Annotated in this window: 17 protein-coding genes; 12 read left to right on the plus strand and 5 right to left on the minus strand. The window is 70.5% G+C overall.

Features of this window, described 5'->3' with window-relative positions:
- Positions 1–30 precede the first annotated feature (30 nt).
- The 4 genes from MTDSW087_RS11380 (at position 31) to MTDSW087_RS11395 (ending at position 5,104) form a co-directional block, all read left to right on the plus strand.
- A complete protein-coding gene (locus MTDSW087_RS11380) occupies positions 31–1,167 on the plus strand; it encodes a glycosyltransferase (protein WP_144763853.1) in 1,137 nt (378 codons plus the stop codon).
- Positions 1,168–1,189: 22 nt separating this feature from the next.
- A complete protein-coding gene (locus MTDSW087_RS11385; RefSeq protein WP_144763855.1) occupies positions 1,190–2,635 on the plus strand; it encodes a hypothetical protein in 1,446 nt (481 codons plus the stop codon).
- Positions 2,636–2,739: 104 nt separating this feature from the next.
- Complete coding sequence (locus MTDSW087_RS11390) at positions 2,740–4,026, plus strand: glycoside hydrolase family 16 protein (protein WP_144763857.1); 1,287 nt, start codon at positions 2,740–2,742, stop codon at positions 4,024–4,026.
- Positions 4,027–4,420: 394 nt separating this feature from the next.
- Positions 4,421–5,104, plus strand: coding sequence for a response regulator (locus MTDSW087_RS11395; protein ID WP_144763859.1), 684 nt, complete (start codon positions 4,421–4,423; stop codon positions 5,102–5,104).
- Here MTDSW087_RS11395 and MTDSW087_RS11400 read toward each other — a convergent pair.
- Complete coding sequence (locus MTDSW087_RS11400; RefSeq protein WP_144763861.1) at positions 5,074–5,421, minus strand: hypothetical protein; 348 nt, start codon at positions 5,419–5,421, stop codon at positions 5,074–5,076. The genes MTDSW087_RS11395 and MTDSW087_RS11400 overlap by 31 nt on opposite strands.
- A 383-nt stretch (positions 5,422–5,804) precedes the next feature.
- Between MTDSW087_RS11400 and MTDSW087_RS11405 the strand changes: the two genes are divergently transcribed.
- A complete protein-coding gene (locus tag MTDSW087_RS11405; RefSeq protein WP_144763863.1) occupies positions 5,805–6,077 on the plus strand; it encodes a hypothetical protein in 273 nt (90 codons plus the stop codon).
- Positions 6,078–6,092: 15 nt separating this feature from the next.
- Here MTDSW087_RS11405 and MTDSW087_RS11410 read toward each other — a convergent pair whose 3' ends face one another.
- Positions 6,093–7,010 carry a LysR family transcriptional regulator gene (locus MTDSW087_RS11410; protein WP_144763865.1) on the minus strand — a complete coding sequence of 306 codons (918 nt, stop codon included), beginning with the start codon at positions 7,008–7,010 and terminating at the stop codon, positions 6,093–6,095.
- 160 nt (positions 7,011–7,170) lie between these two features.
- Here MTDSW087_RS11410 and MTDSW087_RS11415 point away from each other — a divergent pair, with 160 nt between their 5' ends.
- Genes MTDSW087_RS11415 through MTDSW087_RS11435 form a run of 5 tightly spaced genes read left to right on the plus strand, consistent with a single transcriptional unit; the run spans position 7,171 to position 13,629 of the window.
- Complete coding sequence (locus MTDSW087_RS11415; RefSeq protein ID WP_144763867.1) at positions 7,171–8,682, plus strand: ABC transporter substrate-binding protein; 1,512 nt, start codon at positions 7,171–7,173, stop codon at positions 8,680–8,682.
- A gap of 7 nt (positions 8,683–8,689) precedes the next feature.
- A complete protein-coding gene (locus MTDSW087_RS11420) occupies positions 8,690–9,604 on the plus strand; it encodes an ABC transporter permease (protein WP_144763869.1) in 915 nt (304 codons plus the stop codon).
- Positions 9,601–10,557: an ABC transporter permease gene (locus MTDSW087_RS11425; RefSeq protein ID WP_144763871.1), complete on the plus strand. Its 957-nt coding sequence runs from the start codon at positions 9,601–9,603 to the stop codon at positions 10,555–10,557. Before MTDSW087_RS11420 ends, MTDSW087_RS11425 begins: the two co-directional genes overlap by 4 nt.
- 26 nt (positions 10,558–10,583) lie before the next feature.
- On the plus strand, positions 10,584–12,002 hold the full coding sequence (locus MTDSW087_RS11430; protein WP_144763873.1) for a M20 family metallopeptidase: 1,419 nt from the start codon (positions 10,584–10,586) through the stop codon (positions 12,000–12,002).
- Between the two features lie 16 nt (positions 12,003–12,018).
- Positions 12,019–13,629: a dipeptide ABC transporter ATP-binding protein gene (locus MTDSW087_RS11435; protein ID WP_144763875.1), complete on the plus strand. Its 1,611-nt coding sequence runs from the start codon at positions 12,019–12,021 to the stop codon at positions 13,627–13,629.
- 13 nt (positions 13,630–13,642) lie between these two features.
- On the opposite strand, the gene MTDSW087_RS11440 is transcribed toward MTDSW087_RS11435, so the two are convergent.
- Positions 13,643–14,683: a sensor histidine kinase gene (locus MTDSW087_RS11440; RefSeq protein WP_144763878.1), complete on the minus strand. Its 1,041-nt coding sequence runs from the start codon at positions 14,681–14,683 to the stop codon at positions 13,643–13,645.
- 545 nt (positions 14,684–15,228) lie between these two features.
- Between MTDSW087_RS11440 and MTDSW087_RS11445 the strand changes: the two genes are divergently transcribed.
- Complete coding sequence (locus MTDSW087_RS11445) at positions 15,229–15,624, plus strand: response regulator (RefSeq protein WP_144763880.1); 396 nt, start codon at positions 15,229–15,231, stop codon at positions 15,622–15,624.
- Between the two features lie 63 nt (positions 15,625–15,687).
- On the opposite strand, the gene MTDSW087_RS30110 is transcribed toward MTDSW087_RS11445, so the two are convergent.
- On the minus strand, positions 15,688–16,056 hold the full coding sequence (locus MTDSW087_RS30110; protein WP_186383812.1) for an energy transducer TonB: 369 nt from the start codon (positions 16,054–16,056) through the stop codon (positions 15,688–15,690).
- Positions 16,057–16,318: 262 nt separating this feature from the next.
- Here MTDSW087_RS30110 and MTDSW087_RS11455 point away from each other — a divergent pair, with 262 nt between their 5' ends.
- Complete coding sequence (locus tag MTDSW087_RS11455; RefSeq protein WP_144763884.1) at positions 16,319–16,507, plus strand: hypothetical protein; 189 nt, start codon at positions 16,319–16,321, stop codon at positions 16,505–16,507.
- Between the two features lie 142 nt (positions 16,508–16,649).
- On the opposite strand, the gene topA is transcribed toward MTDSW087_RS11455, so the two are convergent.
- Entirely contained in the window at positions 16,650–19,340 is a 2,691-nt protein-coding gene (gene topA / locus MTDSW087_RS11460) for a type I DNA topoisomerase (RefSeq protein ID WP_144763886.1), read from the minus strand.
- Positions 19,341–19,469 lie beyond the last annotated feature (129 nt).

Consider the following 19,469-nt stretch of genomic DNA (forward strand, 5'->3'; position numbering starts at 1 on the left):
TATCCGCCGTGCTGGAAAGGCCGAGCCGGAATGCGTGTCGCCATCGTCCATTACTGGCTTGTCGGCATGCGCGGCGGCGAGAAGGTCGTCGAATCCCTGCTCCGGATCTACCCGGAGGCCGATCTCTTCGTCCACGTCTACAAGCCCGAGGCGGTGAGCCCGCTGATCCGCAGCCGGCGCGTGGTCGAGAGCTTCATCGGCCGGCTGCCCTTCGCGGCCAAGCTCTACAAGAACTACCTGCCGCTGATGCCGATGGCGCTGGAGCAGCTCGACCTGCGCGGCTACGACCTGATCATCAGCAGCGAATCCGGGCCGGCCAAGGGCGTGGTGCCGCCGCCCGGCTCGGTGCATGTCTGCTACTGCCACTCGCCGATGCGCTACGTCTGGAACATGTTCCACGACTACCGCAGCGCGACCGGGGTGCTGAAGCGCCTCCTGATGCTGCCCGCGGCCCACTACATCCGGATGTGGGACGCGCTCTCGGCCCAGCGGGTCGACCATTTCGTCGCCAATTCGAGCACGGTCGCCCAGCGCATCGCCCGCTACTACCGGCGCGATGCGGAGGTGATCCCGCCGCCGGTCGCAGTGGACGACTTCTATATCGATCCGCAGGCCGGCCGGGACGGCACCTGGCTGATGGCGGGCGAGCTGGTGCCCTACAAGCGGCCCGACCTGGCCGTGCAGGCCTTCAACGCCATGGGCCGCCGCCTCGTCGTGGTGGGCGGCGGCGAGATGCTCGACGAGATCCGGCGGATCGCGGGCCCGACCGTCACCGTGCTCGGGCCGCAGCCCTTCGCGCGCCTGCGCCAGCTCTATGCCGAGTGCTTCGCCCTGGTCTTCCCGGGCGAGGAGGATTTCGGGATCGTGCCCGTCGAGGCGATGGCGAGCGGCCGGCCGGTCCTCGCCTTCGGCCGGGGCGGCGCCACCGAGACCGTGGTCGAGGGCGTCACCGGGCTGTTCTTCGACGAGCAGAGCGTCGCGGCGATCGTGGACGGCGTGGAGCGGATGCAGGCCCTGCCGCTCAACCCGCAGGCGATCCGCATCCATGCCGAGCGCTACGCCACCGCCGTCTTCGAGCGGCGCATGCGGGCCTTCGTGGATTCGGTCCTGGCCGCGCCCGAGCGGCGGCGCCCGGCCGTCCCGGCCCTCGTCTCGGTGGGCGGATGAGCCGCATCGTGGGCCGGCCGGCATGACGTTCGAGTGGATCGGCGTCGCGACCCTCGTCGCGGGCCTCCTGAGCCTGATCTGGGGCCGGCGCTTCGCCGTGACCGTCTGCATCCTGGCGACCCTGTTCGGCGCCGCCGCGGCCTCCGTGCTGACGGCGCTCGGCGGGTCGGGCCTGCCGCCCGCCTACGTCCTCCTCGGATTCCTCGTCCTCGTGAGCCTGCGCCGGGATTCCTGGCCCTACCTCCTGCGCAGCATCCGATGGCCCCAGCCGGGCCTGTGGCTGGTGCTCACGGCGGCCTATGCCTGCCTCGCCTCGGTGTTCATGCCGCGAATCTTCGCTGGCGCGACCTACGTCTTCACCATCGCCCGCACCGATGCCGGGACCGGCCTGCTGCTGACGCCCCTGGGGCCGGTGAGCGGCAACCTGACCCAGACCATCTACTTCGTCGGCGACGCTGTCTGCTTCGCGGTCTTCGCCGCCTTCGCGCGGGACAGGGCGGGCAAGCGCTGGATGACCGAGGCGCTGATCGCGGCCGGCTGCCTGAACCTCATCTTCGCGCTGCTCGACTACGCGACCTTCTTCACCGGCACGGCCGACGCGCTCGCCTTCATGCGGAACGCGCCCTACCGCATGCTCGACACCGCCGAGGTCATCGGCTTCAAGCGCCTCGTCGGCTCGTTTCCCGAAGCCTCGGCCTTCGCGAGCATGACGCTCGCGCTCTTCGCCTTCACCTTCAGCCTGTGGCTCAGCGGGTTCCGGACCCGCATCACCGGGCCGCTCGCCGGCCTGCTCTGCGCGGCCCTCGTCCTCTCGACCTCGACCACCGCCTATGCGGGCCTCGTGGCCTATCTCGGCCTCGTCTTCGCCGCGAGCCTCCTGCGCCTCGTGACCGGCCGCGCGACCGTGCCGCGCCTCGGCTTCCTGGTGATCGGCCCCCTCCTCGGCATCCTCGTGGTCTGCGCCGTGCTCCTCAACGACGCGCTCACCACCTCGATCACCGACATCCTGCAGCAGCTCATCTTCTCGAAGGGCAATTCCAGCTCGGCGATGGAGCGCGGCTCCTGGAACAGCCAGGCCCTGGTCAACTTCTTCGATAGCTACGGGCTCGGCGTCGGCGTCGGCAGCGCCCGGGCCTCGAACGTGGTGATCGCCGTCCTGGCCAATATCGGCATCCCGGGCGCGCTGACCTACGCCGCCTTCCTCGTCGCCTGCCTGCTCGCGCCGCGCACCGAGCCCGACCCCGAGATGCGCGTCATCCGCGAGGCGGCGGCCTCGTCCTGCCTCAGCCTGTTCATCGCCGGCTGCATGGCCGGGACGACGATCGATCTCGGCCTGCTGTTCTTCATCTGCGCCGCGCTCGCCGCGACGCCGACCGGGCTGCTGGCGGCGATGCGTCCGGCCCCGCGCGCCGTCCCGGCGCGCCCGTCCCTGCGGGCCTCCGGGGGGCCGAGGCCGATGCCGGCCTGAGATCTGCCCCGGCCGGTCCGGTCGATGTCCCGTGAAGCCGAAGCGCCCGAGCGGGCGCCGATCCTCGCCTAGGCGCCCGCTCGGGCGCTGACCGGAGCTCCTCGATGTCGTCCACGCCACCCGCTTCCGCCTCGCTTCCGCGCGCCCGCGCCGCCCTGGCGGTCCTCGGCCTCGTCCTCGTCGCGATCCTCGCCTCCGCCGGGCCCGATCTCGCGCAGGCGCCGACACCGGAATCGTCCGCGTCGGAGCCGCCCTTCGCGCTCCAGCTCCTCAGCCCCGGCCCGACCAGCGTCGCGACGCACAATCAGAAGCAGAAGCCCGAGGCCTATACCGCCAGCATTCCGGACGCGGCGATGCGGGTGCGGGCGGGGCCCCTGGAGGTCACCGGCCTCGCCCGCGGCCTGCGCAGCGTGGCGCTCGTGGTCAACGGCACCTGGACGAGCGCGGTGCCGGGGCCCGATAGCCGCTTCACCACGCAGCTCGACCTCTCCGGCGCCGTGAACGGCCCGCTCGTCCTCGACGTCTACGGTTGGGACACGCCGCCCGACAACCACGACTTCAAGACGGCCTTGAACCTGCGCGTCCACCTGTTCGTGGAGGGCGGGCGCGACGCCTCGCCGGCGGCCGAGCGGCCGCCCGGCCATCCCGCGCACGGCCGCACCCTGGTCTGGAGCGAGAGCTTCGACACGCTCTCCCGCAAGGTCTGGCATGCGGGCCCCAAGCCCGACGGCCAGGAATACGGCGCGGCCTCCTTCCTCGGCTACGACGACCCGACCTTCGACCCCTACACGATCATGGGCGGCTTCCTGCGGATCCGCAGCCAGAACCGGCCCGGCTGGGCGGATCCGGCCGGCTACGGCCGGACCTGGCTCACCGGGCATCTATCCACAGGATTTCCGGACGGGTCCGTCAGCGGGGCGTTCCGCAAGGGCTATTTCGAGGCGCGCATGCTGCTGCCCGCCGGGCCCGGCGCCTGGCCCTCCTTCTGGCTCCTCGACCAGCACGGCATCCGCAACAGCGTCGCGGACGGCGCCGTGGAGATCGACGTGATCGAGGGCTACGGCCACGCGACGACCTCCTACGTGGCGACCGAGCACGACTGGCCGCCGCCGTCGAGCCGCATGGAAGGCTATCGGCGCGCCCAGAAGAACCTCACCGGCCTGCCGGACTATTCGCTCGCCTTCCACGATTACGGGGTCGAGATCACCGACGACGACGTGGTGTTCTACTTCGACGGCATCGAGAAGTTCCGCGCGCCGCTCTACCGCAAGGCGACGGTGTCGCCGTTCTTCATGATGCTGACCCTCGCCATGAGCCAGGATTGGCCGATCACGGTCCCGCCGGCCGGCTACTACGACCTGTGGATCGATCACGTTCGCGTCTACCGCTGAGATTGCGCCGCGGGCGCTCGGGCGACCGCCTCAGGCTTAGCCTTGAGCCGTCCGCAGCCTTGTGCGCTGCGGGAATGAGCCGGCTGCATTCCGCGTGCGCCACCGCACTCATCAATCGAGCCCGGCGCTGGAGCAGTCCCCGGATTGCGTTCTCCAGGGCGTTCTGAGCATGAATCGGTCTGTAAGGAAAAAATTCACGCAACGTGCACTGCACAATGACGATTTGATCACTGGTGAAAATGTGTTATCACAATGATGAACGAAGAATTACTTAGAGTGGTCAAGTAGGCGGCAAATTCGGGTGATTTGATTAAATAGTTCCATCTCCCGATGAATTTTTAGACACATCAAAGGCTTGAAGCGGTTTGCAACTCGAATCGGAGTCGTGCGGGCGATGTCAGCTGCTATCGACACATCCCTGAAGCTTCTGATTGCCGACAACCATCCCATGTGCCTCCGCGGCGTTCGGGCCATCGTCGCGAACGTCGCCGGATACGAGATCGTGCAGGAGGCGGCCTCCGGGCCCGAAGCGCTACGCCTGATCGCGGCCGTCCGGCCCGACATCGCCCTCCTCGACATCGCGATGCCCGGCATGCACGGGCTCTCGATCCTGCGCCAGATCCACGCGGCCTCGCCCGAGACCCGGGTGATCATCTTCAGCGGCTACGAGGACAGCAATTTCGTGCGCGAGACGGTGGCGGCCGGCGTGCGCGGCTACGTCCTGAAGCGCTCGGCGCCGGAATGCCTGCTCCAGGCCCTCGACGCCGTGCGCGGCGGCGGCCTCTATCTCGATCCGACGGTGGCCGCGCACATCGTCACCGGGGGCGCCAGCACGTCGAGCCGGATCAGCCTGCGCGGGCCGCGCGGAGCGATCCCGCTGACCGAGCGCGAGCGCGAGGTGTTCCGCCTGATCGCCCTCGGCTTCACCAACAAGGAGGTCGCAGGCAAGCTCGGCGTCACCGCCAAGTCCATCGAGACCTACAAGAGCCGGGCGAGCGAGAAGCTCGACATCCGCAGCCGGGCGAAGATCGTGCAGTACGCGATGCTTCAGGGGTGGTTCAACGGCCCGCCGTCGTGAGAGCGGCGCAGGCGCTGCGGCATCGCCTCGGGCGCCTCCACATAGGCCGCGGGCTGATCCCGCTCCGCGCGCTCGTCGGCGCGGCGACCGAGGACGGCACGCAGGATGACGCCGAGGCCGTAGCCCACTTGTAGGGCGATCACGGCGACGACGAGCGTCAGCGACAGGCCGTAGCCGGTGCCGAGCGCCGGGCTCAGCACGGCGGCGGACAGGATGGCCACGACGAGGCCGGCCAGGACCAGGATGAGGCCGTGCACGCGCGTCAGGAGGCTGAGGACCGCCCCCGCCGCGATAAGACTGGCCGTGAATGCCGCCATCGGCCCCTCTCCGCTGGCACCACCGGGTGCCGACACCATGTTCCGGAACCTGGGGTCCGGCGAATACAACGTCGGGAACGGCGTCCGGTGTCCTCGCCGGCCGCGAGCCTCCCGGGGAGGCGCCGCGGCGCGCAGGTCGGATCGGTGCCGTTCTGGTCCCCCCTCGGACTGCGCGCGACCGCTCCGCGACCGGGCTCAGCCCTGCCTGAGAATCACAAGTCCCAGGAGACAACGGTCGGGTGAAGATTTCGCCACTTCCGTGGCGATCCCGTGCGGAAATCGGTACGATTCGAAGGCCGAGTCCGGCGCGGCCGGCCGGTCGCCGCCAAGCGGCCGAGCCGTGCTATCGGGAGGGCGCTATCACTTCGCTGCGGGAGGCGACCATGCACGGCGAGTCGGAATCCGTTGCGACGCGGATGTGGCGCGATCGGATCCAGGTCCGGGAACAGGAGCGCAACGAGGCGCTGGCCCGCGCGCGGATCGCCGAGGAGAAGGTCGCCCTGCTGGAGGCCGAGAACGCGCGCCTCGCCACCGAGATCGCCCGCCTGCGCGCCCTGCTCGAGCCGGATGCGGGCCGGGTCCGCGCCGAGACGGAGGCGCAGATGGAGGCGCTGCGCCTCGCGCTCCTGCCGATGCTCGCCGGTTCCGAGGCCTGATCGGCCGAGACCACGTCAGCCCCCGCCGTCGAGCCGCCGCTCCACGGTTGGCAGCGCGGCGATCAGGTCGCGCAGGAAGGCCTGCACCGCGTGCGGCAGGCGCCGGTCGCGCATGGTCTGGACCTGGATGCCGCGCATCAGGCTGCTCCGCGCCCGCACCGGGATCTGGACCAGCTCGCCCAGGCGCACCGGCGTCTGCACGGACAGCGCCGACATCAGCGCGAGACCCTTCGTGCGCCGCACGAAGGGCAGGAGCGCCGAGAGGATGTTCGAGGTGAGCACCGGCTCGACCGTGACGTTCTCGGCGAAGCACGCCGCCTCGAAGACGAGCCGGGCCGTGGTGTCCCGGGTGGGGAGCGCGAGCGGATAGGCGGTCAGGTCCGCGAGCTGGATCAGGGGCGCTCCGACGAGCGGATGGTCCGGCGCGCACACGCCGATCATCTCGACCTGCGCCTCGTAGGCGACCGCGACGGGCACCGTCGAGGCCATCGAGAAGGTGACGCCGATATCGGCCTCTCCGGCGGCCACGACCTGCGTCACCTGCGCGGGCGGCAGCATGGTCACCTCGAAGCGGATCCCCGGATAGCGGGCGTGGAAATCCGCGATGACGTTCGGCACGAGGTCGAGCGCGAAGCCCTCCGAGCAGGCGATCCGGATCAGCCCCCGGGCGAGGCCCTGCAATTCGCGGATCTCGGCGGCGACCTGATCGGCCCGCAGCAGCACGTGGTGAGCGTGCTGGGCCAGCAACTCGCCCGCAGGGCTGGGCACCATGCCGCGCGGCCGGCGTTCAAAGAGAACGCAGTCGAGCATGGCCTCGAGATTGGCGATCTGCCGGCTGATCGCCGAGGCGGCGACGTTCAGCTGCGCGGAGGCCGCCGCGATCGAGCCTGTGCGGGCGACGGCCAGGAAATAACGCAGGCTGGTGGTCTGCATGCATCGCTTCGCCGGATTGCCTTGCCGAAACGGCAATGATGGGATCGCCAAATTCTACTTGTTGCGATCGTTTCTGCACAACATCCTGGCAAGGCGAAAAAAGCGGCATGAGCGGAACCAGGGGGTTCAGGCGCGGCCGCGCCTCGGAGGTCGAACGGACATGCTGAGACAGACGCTTGCGGCCCTGCTCCTCACCGCGACGGCGCTGCCCGCCCTTGCCGGCAAGGCCAACGACACCCTGATCTATGCCTCCGACAGCGAGCCGGAGAACGTCAGCCCCTACCACAACAGCGCGCGCGAGGGCGTCATCCTCGCCCGCAACGCCTGGGACACGCTGATCTACCGCGACCCGGACAGCGGCGAATACAAGCCGATGCTGGCGACCGCCTGGACATGGATCGATCCCGTCACCCTGGACCTGACGATTCGGGAGGGTGTGACCTTCCACAACGGCGACGCGTTCTCGCCCGAGGACGTGGCCTTCACCTTCAACTACGTGCTGACGCCGGAGGCCCGCACGGTCACCAAGGGCAATGTCGACTGGATGAAGTCGACCGAGGTGACCGGCCCGCACACGGTGCGCATCCACCTCAAGGCGCCGTTCCCGGCCGCGCTCGAATACCTCGCCGGCCCGACCCCGATCTTCCCGGCCGCCTACTTCAAGAAGGTGGGGCTCGACGGCTTCGCCAAGGCCCCGGTCGGCACCGGCCCCTACAAGATCGTCAGCGTGGACAGCGGCCGGGGCGTGAAGCTCGCCCGCTTCGAGCAGTACTGGACCAGCAGCCCGATCGCGAAGCCGAAGATCGGCAAGGTCGAGTTCCGCGTCATCCCGGACGGCGACAGCCGCATGGCCGAGCTCGTCACCGGCGGCATCGACTGGATCTGGCGCGTGCCGAGCGACCAAGCCGACCAGTTGAAGAGCGCGCCGGGCATCACCGTGCTCTCGGCCGAGACCATGCGCGTCGGCTTCCTGCAATTCGACGCCCTAGGCCGGGCGATGGAGAAGTCGCCCCTCAAGGATCCGCGCGTGCGGCAGGCGATCTCCTATGCGATCGACCGGAAGGCGATGGTCGACAACATCGTGCGCGGCGGCTCGCGGGTGATGAACGCGGCCTGCTTCATCGGCCAGGTCGGCTGCGTCGACACCGGCGTGACGCGCTACGCCTACGATCCGGCCAAGGCCAAGGCGCTCCTCAAGGAGGCGGGCTACCCGGACGGGTTCGACATCGACCTCGCCGCCTATCGCGAGCGCGACTATGCCGAGGCGGTGATCGGCTACCTGCGCGCGGTCGGCATCAAGGCGCGGCTCAACTACCTGCGCTACGCCGCCTTCCGCGACGCGCTGCGGGCCGGCAAGGTCTCGATCGGTTTCCAGACCTGGGGCTCGTTCTCGATCAACGACGTCTCGGCCTTCACGGGCGTCTATTTCCGTGGCGGCGAGGAGGATTTGGCCAAGGATCCGCAGGTGATCGCGGCGCTCCAGGCCGGCGATACCGGCATCGACCCGGAGGCGCGCAAGGCGAAGTACAACGAGGCGCTGAAGCGCATCGCGGCCGAGGCCTACGCGCTGCCGATGTTCTCCTACCCGTCGAACTACGCCTTCACGCAGGACCTGAACTTCACCGCGCAGCCCGACGAGGTGCCGCGCTTCTACGCCGCCTCCTGGAAGTGAGGCCGCCATGCTGAGCTTCGCGCTCCGGCGCATTCTCGTGGCGCTCGCGGTGGCGGTGACCGTCTCGGTGGCGAGCTTCATGCTCCTCCACCTGTCAGGGGATCTCGCCACCGCCATCGCCGGGCCCGAGGCCACCGGCGAGCAGATCGCCGCGATCCGCGTGCAGCACGGGCTGGACCAGCCGCTCCTGGCCCAGTTCCTCGCCTGGGCCGGCAAGGCGCTCCAGCTCGATTTCGGCAACTCGTTCTACTTCCGCGAGCGGGTCTCCGACCTGATCCTGGCACGCCTGCCCGTCACGCTCACGCTGGGCGTGGTGGCGCTCTGCGTCGCGCTCTTCGTGGCGATCCCCCTCGGCGTGCTCGCGGCCGTCCGCCGCGACACCTGGATCGACCGGCTGGCGCTCGCCGTCTCCGTGCTCGGCCAGGCGATGCCGAGCTTCTGGTTCGGGCTCACCCTGATCATGGTCTTCGCGGTGAACCTGCGCTGGCTGCCGGTCTCGGGCAACGCCACCTGGAAGCACTTCGTGCTGCCCGCGGTGGCGCTCGGCTACTACGCCATGCCCGCCGTGATGCGGTTGACCCGCAACGGCATGCTGGAGGTGCTGGCCTCGGACTACGTCCGCACCGCCCGCGCCAAGGGCCTGCCGCCGCGCAAGGTCCTGATCCGCCACGCGCTCCGCAACGCGGTGATCCCGGTGATCGCGCTCGCCGCCGTGCAGTTCGGCTTCATGCTCGGCGGCTCCATCGTGATCGAGGCGGTGTTCTCCCTCCAGGGGCTCGGGCAGCTCGCCTGGGAATCCATCGCCCGCAACGACTTCCCCGTGGTCCAGGCCATCGTGCTGGTCCTGGCGATGATCTACATCGCCCTGACGCTGGCGGCGGACCTGCTCAACGCCCTCCTCGATCCCCGCCTGCGCTCATGAGCCTCCAGCCGACACTCCCCCCGGCCGCTCCCGGCCTCGCGACCGCCCCGGTCCTGGCGCAGCCCGTCACCGAGGCGAGCAAGCTCGCCCCGGCCCGCTCGCCCACGATGATCGCGCTGCGGCGCGGCCTCACCCATGGTGGCTTCCTGATCGGCGCCTCCGTGCTCGGCCTGATCGTCCTCGCGGCGCTCGCCGCCCCGCTGATCGCGCCGCACGACCCCTACGCCCAGGACGTGTCCCGCCGGCTGATCCCGCCGGTCTGGCACGCCAAGGGAAGCTGGGAGCACGTGCTCGGCACGGACAAGCTCGGCCGCGACTATCTCAGCCGCCTGATCTACGGCAGCCAGATCTCGCTGCTGATCGGCCTCTCGGCGGCGCTGATCTCGGGCGCGATCGGCACCACGCTCGGCATCGTCGCCGGCTATTTCGGCGGCCGGGTCGATGCGCTGGTGAGCTACGTCGTCACCACGCGGCTCGCCATGCCGGTGGTGCTGGTGGCCCTCGCCATGGCCTCGCTGGTCGGCGGCTCGCTCAAGGTGGTGGTGCTGGTGCTCGGCCTGCTGCTCTGGGACCGTTTCGCGGTGGTGACCCGCGCGGCGACCCGGCAGATCCGCGGCCAGGACTTCGTGGCCGCGGCCCGAGCCTCGGGCTTCGGCACGGCGCGGATCCTGTTCCAGGAGATCCTGCCGAACATCCTGAATGCGCTGATCGTGGTGGCGACGCTGGAGATGGCTCACGCCATCCTGCTCGAGGCCGCGCTCTCCTTCCTCGGCCTCGGCGTGCAGCCGCCGCTGCCCTCCTGGGGGCTGATGATCGCCGAGGGCAAGCCGTACATGTTCTTCCAGCCCTGGGTGATCACCATTCCCGGCGTCGCCCTCCTCGTCCTCGTGCTGGCCATCAACCTCCTCGGCGACGGCGTGCGCGACGTCACGGCCCCCGAGGGCCGCAACTGATCCCCGTAGGAACCCCGAGCCCCACCATGTCCAGACACGACGCGGTCGCCCTCGCGGCGGGCCATTTCGACGACGGCAGCTTCCTCGCGGTCCTTAAGGACGCGGTCGGGCGGCCCACCGAGTGCCAGGCCCCCGGCCAGGTGCCCGCGCTCACCGCCTACCTGACCGACTTCATCGAGCCGCTGATCGCGCGGCTCGGCTTCACCAGCCGGATCGTCGACAACCCGGACGGGATCCACGGACCCTTCCTGATCGCCGAGCGGCACGAGGGCGACGACCTGCCCACCGTGCTGATGTACGGCCACGGCGACACCGTGCGGAACTATCCCGAGCAGTGGCGCACCGGCCTCGACCCGCTCCGCATCGTGGTCGAGGGCGAGCGCTGGTACGGCCGCGGCACCGCCGACAACAAGGGCCAGCACGTCATCAATCTCGGCGCGCTGGAAGCCGTGATGCGGGCCCGCGGCGGCACGCTCGGCTTCAACGCCAAGCTCCTCATCGAGACGGGCGAGGAATCGGGCTCGCCGGGCCTGCGCGACGTCTGCCGGGCGGAGGGCGCCGCCCTCGCCGCCGACGTGCTGATCGCCTCGGACGGGCCGCGGGTGAATGCCGAGCGTCCCACCGTCTTCCTCGGCTCGCGCGGCGGCTACAATTTCGAGCTGGTGGTCGATCTGCGCGAGGGCGGCCACCATTCCGGCAACTGGGGCGGCCTCCTGCGCAACCCCGGCACCGTGCTGGCGAGCGCCATCGCGAGCATGGTCGACGGGCGCGGCCGGATCCTCGTCGACGCCCTGCGCCCGCCGCCGATCCCCGAGGGCGTGCGCGCGGCCCTCGGCGACATCACGGTGGGCGGTGACCCGAACGCGCCGAAGATCGACGCCGACTGGGGCGAGCCGGGCCTGAGCCCGGCCGAGCGGGTGTTCGGCTGGAACGCCCTCGAAGTCCTCGCCTTCAAGTGCGGCGATCCCGAGGGCCCGCTCAACGCGGTGCCGCCCTCGGCCAAGGCGACGCTGCAGCTGCGCTTCGTCGTCGGCACCGACTGGCAGGGCCTGCTGCCGGCGATCCGGGCCCATCTCGACGCCAACGGCTTCCCGATGGTCGAGGTGCGGGCCTGCCGCGCCGAGATGTTCCGCGCGACGCGCCTGCCGGTGGAGGACCCCTGGGTCGGCTGGGCGCTCGCCTCCATCGAGGCGACCACGGCCAAGCGCCCGGCGCTGCTGCCGAATCTCGGCGGCTCGCTGCCGAACGACGCCTTCTCGGAGATCCTCGGCCTGCCGACCCTGTGGGTGCCGCACTCCTACCCGGCCTGCTCGCAGCACGCGCCCGACGAGCACCTGCTCGGGCCCTCGACCCGCGAGGCGCTGGAGCTGATGGCCGGCCTGTTCTGGGATCTCGGCGAGACGGGGCCGGCGGTGGTCGCCCGCCGGGCGAGCCGGAACGACTGAAGGGGAGCTTAAGAGCATGTCCGAGCCCGTCGTCCGCATCCGCAACCTCTGCCTCGCGCTGCCCAAGGGCGCGGACCGGCCGCACGCCGTCGAGGATCTCTCCCTCGACCTCTTGCCGGGGAAGATCCTCTGCGTCGTCGGCGAGTCGGGCTCGGGCAAGTCGATGAGCGCCTACGCGCTCACCGGCCTGCTGCCGCGGGTGCTGCGGGTCGCGGGCGGCCGCATCGAGTTCGAGGGCCAGGACCTGCTCGCCCTCGACGAGCGCGGCTGGCGTCAGCTCCGCGGCCGGCGCATCGCCATGATCTTCCAGGAGCCGATGACGGCCCTGAACCCGGTCATGCGCATCGGCGACCAGATCGCCGAGATGTTCGAGGCCCACAACCTCCTCACGCCGGCCGAGCGGCGGGCGCGGGCGGTGGCGCTCGCCCGCGAGGTCGGGCTGCCCGAGCCCGAGCAGATCGTGCGCGCCTATCCGCACCAGCTCTCGGGCGGCCAGCGCCAGCGGGCGATGATCGCGATGGCGCTGGCGCTCGAGCCCTCGGTGCTCGTCGCCGACGAGCCGACCACCGCCCTCGACGTCACCACCCAGGCCCAGATCCTCAAGCTGATCCGCGAGCTTCAGCAGCGGCGCGGCATGAGCGTGATGTTCATCACTCACGATTTCGGCGTGGTGGCCGACATCGCCGACCACGTCGCCGTGCTCCAGCGCGGCACGCTCGTGGAGGCCGGGACCGCCGAGGCGGTGCTGAGGAACCCGCAGCATCCCTACACCAAGGCTCTGCTTGCGGCGGTGCCGAGCCTCGCCCCGCCCGAGCGCGCGCCGCTCGACGGACAGCCCATCGCGCTCCAGGCGGTCGGGCTGACCAAGACCTACACCACGCGCACCGGCCTGATGGGCAAGCCCCGGGTCGTCGCGGCGGTGAAGGAGGTGGCCTTCGACCTGCGCCGCGGCGAGACCCTCGGCCTCGTCGGGGAATCGGGATCGGGCAAGTCGACGACGGCGCGGCTCGCCATCCGCCTGATCGAGCCGGATCTCGGCACGGTCCGCCTCGGCACCCTCGACTTCACCACCCTCGGGCCTGCCGCGCTGCGGGCGGAGCGGCGGCGGATCCAGATGATCTTCCAGGATCCCTTCGCCTCCCTCAATCCCCGGCGGACGGTGGAGCAGATCATCACGGCGGGGCCGATCGCCCACGGCACGCCGGCCCGGCTGGCCCGCGCGCGCGCGCGCGAGCTGCTCGAACTCGTCGGCCTGCAACCGAGCGCCGCCGAGCGCTACCCGAACGCCTTCTCGGGCGGCCAGCGCCAGCGCATCGGCATCGCCCGCGCGCTCGCCATGGAGCCCGACGTGCTGGTCGCCGACGAGGCGGTCTCGGCGCTCGACGTCTCGGTCCAGGCGCAGGTCCTCGAGCTCTTGGAAGACCTCAAGAACCGGCTCGGGATCGCCATGCTGTTCATCACCCACGACCTGCGCGTCGCCGCGACCATCTGCGACCGCATCGCGGTGATGCGCGGCGGCGAGATCGTCGAGACGCGCCGCACTGCCGACCTGTTCCGGCAGCCGGAGCACCCCTACACCCGGAGTCTCCTGGCAGCCGTCCCGGGGATGCAGGCGCAGACCGCCTGAGGCCGGCCCGCGGTCAGTACGGAGGCACCGCCCGCGTGCTCGGGATCGGCGCCTCCATGTGGAAGTGCAGGCCCTCGGGCCTGTACTCGAAGGTGATGTTCGCCTCGCACTGCACCTTCAGCACCCGCTCCAGCAAGGTCGAGCCGAAGCCCTTGCGCGTGGGCGGCAGCACGGGCGGGCCGCCCGTCTCCGTCCAGTCGAGCAGCAGGACGCGGCTCGCATCGCTGCGGCGGACGTCCCAGGTCACGGCGATCCGCCCCTGCGGCGCGGAGAGCGCGCCGTGCTTGGCGGCGTTCGTGGTCAGCTCGTGGATCGCCATGCCGGTCGGGACGGCGAGATCCGCGACCAGTTCGATCCGCGGCCCGTCGAGGCGGACGCGCGTCCCGTCGGCGTCGTTGTAGGGGCCAAGCTCGTTCTCCAGCATCTCGCGGAGCTGGGCCTGCTGCCAGTAATCCTCGGTCAGGAGGTTATGGGTCTTGGCGAGCGAGATGATCCGCGCCGAGAAGGCCGCGTAGAAATCGTCGATGCTCGTGGCCGAGCGCGCGGAGGCGCCGAGCAGGCCCTGCACCGTGGCCAGCGTGTTCTTCACGCGGTGATGCAGCTCGCGGATCTGCAGGCTCTGCCGCTCGGCCGTGCGCTCGCGCTCCTCCAGATAGGCCTTGGCCTGGCGCTGCCGGCGGCGTCCGCGCAGGGCGAAGCGCACCGCCGTGATCAGGGTCGCCGGATGGAACGGACGCTCGATCAGGCTGACATTGCCCAGCGCCTCGGTGAGGCGCGGATCGGGCCGCGTCCCGCGCAGCGTCAGCAGGATGAAGGGGAAATCCGACCAGGGCGGCTGGCGCGCGATCCAGTCGGAGAGGACCTGCCGGTCCTCGGCGAGCAGCGCCTCCTCGGTGAGGATGGTGCACGAGGCGCCGTCGAGCTCCGCCACCACCTCGGCGAGCGAGTGGCAGATGCGCGCGGCCACGCGCTCCTCTGCGAGGATCGCTGCGGTGAATGCGGCGTCCCCGCCGGCCGGCGCCAGGATCAGGACCGGTTCCTCGCTCGCCGTCATCCCTGCTCCCGGTCCGGCGGAGGCGAGGCCGCCGGCGCCGGTCGAAACCGGGGCCGGATCGGCATCCGCGCTCGCCATTCGGCTCCCTGTCCCGGTGAGCCGGACGGCTCACCCCCACGGTCCCGAGCCGCGTCGCCCGCACCGCTCCTATAGCAAGGCGCGTGCGAAGGCGACGAGACAGAGGCGCATGCGCCACCCGCGATCACGGCGGGCGCGAGCCGGCCCTTTAATCCCACCGAGGCTGCAGCCGGCTCAGAAAATCGACAATCCGCCGAAACCATGCCGGACAGGCGCTGTTAGTAGCGTACGTGAAAAGCGGATGCGTCATGGCGTGTCCGAGGCCAGGATTGCCGAACGGACTCGACGGTTTCGTGGAGTGAACCGGCTCGGTCTCACGCGGTGAGATCTCACGGGTCCCCTGCTGCCTTGCGTCGGTGGTGTGAGAGTTCAGGCTCCCGCTCGGCCGGCGCCTGACGATCACCCTGGTGCAAGGTGCGAGGATCCTCCCTCGTGGCCGTGCGATCGGATTCGAGGGAGGCGTGTCGATGGGTCAAGCATTGTGTGAGCGGAGCATCCTCGTGGTCGAGGACGATCGTGCGGTTCGGGATCTGGCTGCCGCGATCCTCGAGGAGACGGAGCTTCGGGTGGTCGAGGCCGAGAGCGGCGAGGAGGCGCTGCACCACCTCAAGCAGCATGCCGAGGAGGTCGTGCTGGTCTTCACCGACATCCGGATTCCCTGCTTCCTCGACGGTGTCGATCTCGCCCGGGCGGTCAGCTCGCGCTGGCCCTGGATCAAGGTGGTGGTGACGTCCGGCGCGCCCGGAGACCGGGTCGATCATCTGCCGCCCGCTGCCACCTTCCTGCCGAAGCCGTGGCGCGCCCTCGACGTCCTGGTCGCCGCCGAGCAGGCCGCTGAAGCCCGCAACGGCCTGCCGGCCTAGGGCCGGTGCGGTCCGCGACCGGGCACCACGTCACATCACTATCATTACGCCGACCCTGCTCGTTCAGCGCTTGCTGGACAGATGGACGGGAAAGCTCAGCTCCGTCGTGCCGTCCTCGGTCAGCAGGGCGCGCGGCGGCGGCCCGAACGGCGCGGCCGCCCGCGCCGCGGCGAGGATGCGCGCATCGAGTTCGGCTGAGCCGGAGCCGCGCTCGATCGCGACATCGCGCAGCGAGCCGTCGGCGGCCACGCGGAGCCGGATCTCCACCGTGCCGGCCCGGGCCGGGGTCGAGGATTGCCCGGCCTCGCCGATCCGGGTGACGACGGTCGCGATCCAGCGGCGGACGGCCGGCGAGACGCTCGGCTCGGCCTGAGCCGGAACGGCGGAGAGCAGCAGAAGGCAGAGGCAAGCGCGCGAGAGGCGAGAGGACACGGCGGGGAACTCGGGCGAGGGGAACCTGCGGGCGGGCAATGCGCCGATCGCCCTCGGATCATAGGGCGCGCCGGGAAAGGCCGAAGCATGTCCGTCCGCTGCCGCGTGGTGCGGCAGAATGGACCGGACGGGTGCTGCCGCGCGCATGGGCGGGAACCGCGAGGAGGGTTCGCACGTTATTCTCGGCCGAAGCTTCGCCGTAGCAGGACTGCGAGGGCTGGTCGGAGGCGGGCCGAAAGAATTGCTGAGGGAGGCGGAGCCCATGTCGAAGCCGGACGCCTATAGCCGCCATGCCAGCCTCCTCCGCGCCGAGCGTGCCGCCGGCGAGGCCTTCGGATGGCCCGAAGCCCCCATCGGCAGCGTGCGCCGCTCGATCCTGTTGCATCCGACGACGATCGCGGCCGCGACGGCTGCGACGGCAGTGGCAGCGACGCTGACCTACTTCGTTTGAGACCGTTTCGCGTTGAGCGGAACTGACAGCTGCGCATCCTCACCGCCGCTGCGGCTTCGCCTGCGCTTCCTGCCTGCACGACAGGGTGCAGGCAGGCCTCTCCCCGCCCGGCGGGGAGAGGGATGCGCGGCAGCCGATCCGCTCAACTGCCCTTCGCGGCGCTCTTCGTCGTCTTCTTGGCTGCCGGCTTCTTCGCGGGGGCCTTGCTTGCGGTGGATTTAGTCGCCGCGGCCTTCTTGGCGGCGGGCTTGGCCGCCGCGGTGCGCCGGCCGCGGCCCGCGCTCTTGCCACCGCCCGCCTCGCGCTTGGCCGTGACGAGGCGGATCGCCTCCTCCAGGGTCAGGGATTCGGCGCTCGCCGTCTTCGGCAGCGTGGCGTTGACCTCGCCGTCGGTGACGTAGGGGCCGTAGCGGCCGGCCTTCACCACCAGCTCCCGGCCGCCCTCGTCCTTGCCGACGGAGCGGCCAGGATCGGAGGCGGGGCGCGCCCGGCCGCCGCCCTGCTCCTTGGCGACGATGAGGTCGATGGCGCGGTTGGCGCCGATCTCCAGCACGTCGTCGTCCTTGCCGAGATTCGCGTAGGTCTTGCCGTGCTGCACGTAGGGCCCGAAGCGGCCGAGGCTGGCCATGATCGGCTCGCCGGTCTCGGGATGCCGCGTCACCTCGCGGGGCAGCGCCAGCAGGCGGAGAGCCTTCTCCAGGTCGAGGGCGGACGGCGCCAGCCCCTTCGGCAGCGAGGAGCGCTTCGGCTTCTCCGCGCCCTTCTCGGCCGATACCTCGCCGAGTTGCACGAAGGGCCCGAAGCGGCCGTCGCGCAGCGTCACCGGCAGGCCCGTGGCCGGGTCGTTGCCGAGTACCCGGACGCCCGGCTGCCCGCCCTCGGCCGAGGAGCCGTCACCCTCGCCCTCAACGCCCGAGGCCGAGAGCTGGCGGGTGTACTTGCACTCCGGATAGTTCGAGCAGCCGACGAAGGCGCCGAACTTGCCGAGCTTGAGCGAGAGCTGGCCCGAGCCGCAGGTCGGGCAGGAACGCGGGTTCGAGCCGTCGCCCTTGTCCGGGAAGATATGGGCGCCGAGGAGCCCGTTCAGCGCCTCCAGCACGTCGGTGACGCGCAGCTCCTTGGTCGAGCCGATGGCAGCGGAGAAGTCGCGCCAGAAGTCGCGCAGCACCGAGCGCCAGTCGATCTCGGCATTCGAGACCCGGTCGAGTTGCTCCTCGAGGTCGGCGGTGAAATCGTACTCGACGTAGCGCTTGAAGAAGCTCTCCAGGAAGCCGGTGACCAGCCGCCCCTTGTCCTCGGGCACGAGGCGCTTCTTCTCGATGCGCACGTATTCGCGGTCGCGCAGCGTCTGCAGCACGGCGGCATAGGTCGAGGGCCGGCCGATGCCGAGCTCCTCCATGCGCTTCACGAGGCTCGCCTCGGAATAGCGCGGCGGCGGCTCGGTGAAATGCTGGGTTGCGGCGATGCGCTCGCGGGTGAGGGGATCGTCCGCCTTCATCGGCGGCAGGCGCTTGCCCTCCTCGTCCTCCTCGTCGTCCTTGCCCTCTTGGTAGAGGGTGAGGAAGCCGTCGAACTTCACGACCTGGCCGGTTGCGCGCAGGTCGAGCCGCCGCGGGCCGACGCTCGCCTCGACATCGACGGTGGTCCGCTCCAGCTCGGCCGATTCCATCTGGCTCGCCACGGTGCGGGTCCAGATCAGCTCGTAGAGCTTGGCCTGCTCCGGCTCGAGGTTCCGGGCGATGTGCTTGGGCAGGCGGCCCATGTCGGTCGGGCGCACGGCCTCGTGGGCCTCCTGCGCGTTCTTGGCTTTCGTCGCGTAGCGGCGCGGCACGTCGGGCACGTAGGCGTCGCCGAACTCGCGGCCGATCACGGAGCGCGCGTCGCGGATGGCTTCGGGCGCCATGTCGACGCCGTCGGTCCGCATATAGGTGATGATGCCGACTGTCTCGCCGCCGATATCGACGCCCTCGTAGAGGCGCTGGGCGACCCGCATGGTCTGCGCGGGCGCCATGCCGAGCTTGCGCGAGGCCTCCTGCTGCAGGGTCGAGGTGGTGAAGGGCGGCTGCGGGTGGCGCTTGGCGGGCTTCGCCTCGACGCTCTTCACGCGGAAGGTGGCGAGCTCCAGGTCGCGCTTGAAGGCGGCGGCCTCGTCGCCGGTGCCGACATCGAGACGCTGGATGCGCTTGCCGTCGGCGCCCACCAGCCGGGCATCGAACACGCCGCCGGCCTGCGTCGCCAGCGTCGCGACGATCGACCAGTACTCGCGCGGGCGGAAGGTCTCGATCTCGTACTCGCGCTCGGTGACGAGGCGGAGCGCCACCGACTGCACCCGGCCCGCCGAGCGGGCGCCGGGGAGCTTGCGCCACAGGACCGGCGAGAGGTTGAAGCCGACGAGGTAGTCGAGCGCCCGCCGCGCCAGATAGGCGTCGACCAGGGCCTGGTCGATCTCGCGCGGCTTGCGCATCGCCTGCTCGACGGAGGCCTTGGTGATGGCGTTGAAGGTCACGCGCTCGACGGGAATGCCCTTGAGCACCTTGCGGGCGGCCAGAGCCTCCAGCACGTGCCAGGAGATCGCCTCGCCCTCGCGATCGGGGTCGGTCGCGAGAATCAGCTTCTCGGCGCCCTTGACCGCCTTGGCGATCTCCGAGACGCGCTTCGAGCCGCGATCCTCCAGCTCCCAAACCATCTGGAAGTCGGCTTCCGGATCGACCGAGCCATCCTTGGCCGGCAGATCGCGGATATGGCCGAAGGACGCGATCACCTCGTAGTCCCGACCGAGATACTTGTTGATCGTCTTGGCCTTGGCCGGCGACTCGACGACGACGACTTTCATGAACGGATCAGCCTCTCGACGGAGTCCACCGCGGCGGGTCGGATCGGCGGGCGGGAGTAGATGGCGCGGCTGGGCGACCCGTCGAAGCGGTGCCCGGCGCGGGGCGAGAAGTGGTTCAGCAGGTCGGCG

The sequence above is a fragment of the Methylobacterium dankookense genome (assembly GCF_902141855.1).
GTDB lineage: Bacteria > Pseudomonadota > Alphaproteobacteria > Rhizobiales > Beijerinckiaceae > Methylobacterium > Methylobacterium dankookense.

Bases quoted from the DNA above. Each gene is read 5' to 3' on its own strand.
- MTDSW087_RS11380 (WP_144763853.1), top strand. From the start codon at position 31: ATGCGTGTCGCCATCGTCCATTACTGGCTTGTCGGCATGCGCGGCGGC.
- MTDSW087_RS11385 (WP_144763855.1), top strand. From the start codon at position 1,190: ATGACGTTCGAGTGGATCGGCGTCGCGACCCTCGTCGCGGGCCTCCTG.
- MTDSW087_RS11390 (WP_144763857.1), top strand. From the start codon at position 2,740: ATGTCGTCCACGCCACCCGCTTCCGCCTCGCTTCCGCGCGCCCGCGCC.
- MTDSW087_RS11395 (WP_144763859.1), top strand. From the start codon at position 4,421: ATGTCAGCTGCTATCGACACATCCCTGAAGCTTCTGATTGCCGACAAC.
- MTDSW087_RS11400 (WP_144763861.1), bottom strand. From the start codon at position 5,421: ATGGCGGCATTCACGGCCAGTCTTATCGCGGCGGGGGCGGTCCTCAGC.
- MTDSW087_RS11405 (WP_144763863.1), top strand. From the start codon at position 5,805: ATGCACGGCGAGTCGGAATCCGTTGCGACGCGGATGTGGCGCGATCGG.
- MTDSW087_RS11410 (WP_144763865.1), bottom strand. From the start codon at position 7,010: ATGCAGACCACCAGCCTGCGTTATTTCCTGGCCGTCGCCCGCACAGGC.
- MTDSW087_RS11415 (WP_144763867.1), top strand. From the start codon at position 7,171: ATGCTGAGACAGACGCTTGCGGCCCTGCTCCTCACCGCGACGGCGCTG.
- MTDSW087_RS11420 (WP_144763869.1), top strand. From the start codon at position 8,690: ATGCTGAGCTTCGCGCTCCGGCGCATTCTCGTGGCGCTCGCGGTGGCG.
- MTDSW087_RS11425 (WP_144763871.1), top strand. From the start codon at position 9,601: ATGAGCCTCCAGCCGACACTCCCCCCGGCCGCTCCCGGCCTCGCGACC.
- MTDSW087_RS11430 (WP_144763873.1), top strand. From the start codon at position 10,584: ATGTCCAGACACGACGCGGTCGCCCTCGCGGCGGGCCATTTCGACGAC.
- MTDSW087_RS11435 (WP_144763875.1), top strand. From the start codon at position 12,019: ATGTCCGAGCCCGTCGTCCGCATCCGCAACCTCTGCCTCGCGCTGCCC.
- MTDSW087_RS11440 (WP_144763878.1), bottom strand. From the start codon at position 14,683: ATGACGGCGAGCGAGGAACCGGTCCTGATCCTGGCGCCGGCCGGCGGG.
- MTDSW087_RS11445 (WP_144763880.1), top strand. From the start codon at position 15,229: ATGGGTCAAGCATTGTGTGAGCGGAGCATCCTCGTGGTCGAGGACGAT.
- MTDSW087_RS11455 (WP_144763884.1), top strand. From the start codon at position 16,319: ATGTCGAAGCCGGACGCCTATAGCCGCCATGCCAGCCTCCTCCGCGCC.
- topA (WP_144763886.1), bottom strand. From the start codon at position 19,340: ATGAAAGTCGTCGTCGTCGAGTCGCCGGCCAAGGCCAAGACGATCAAC.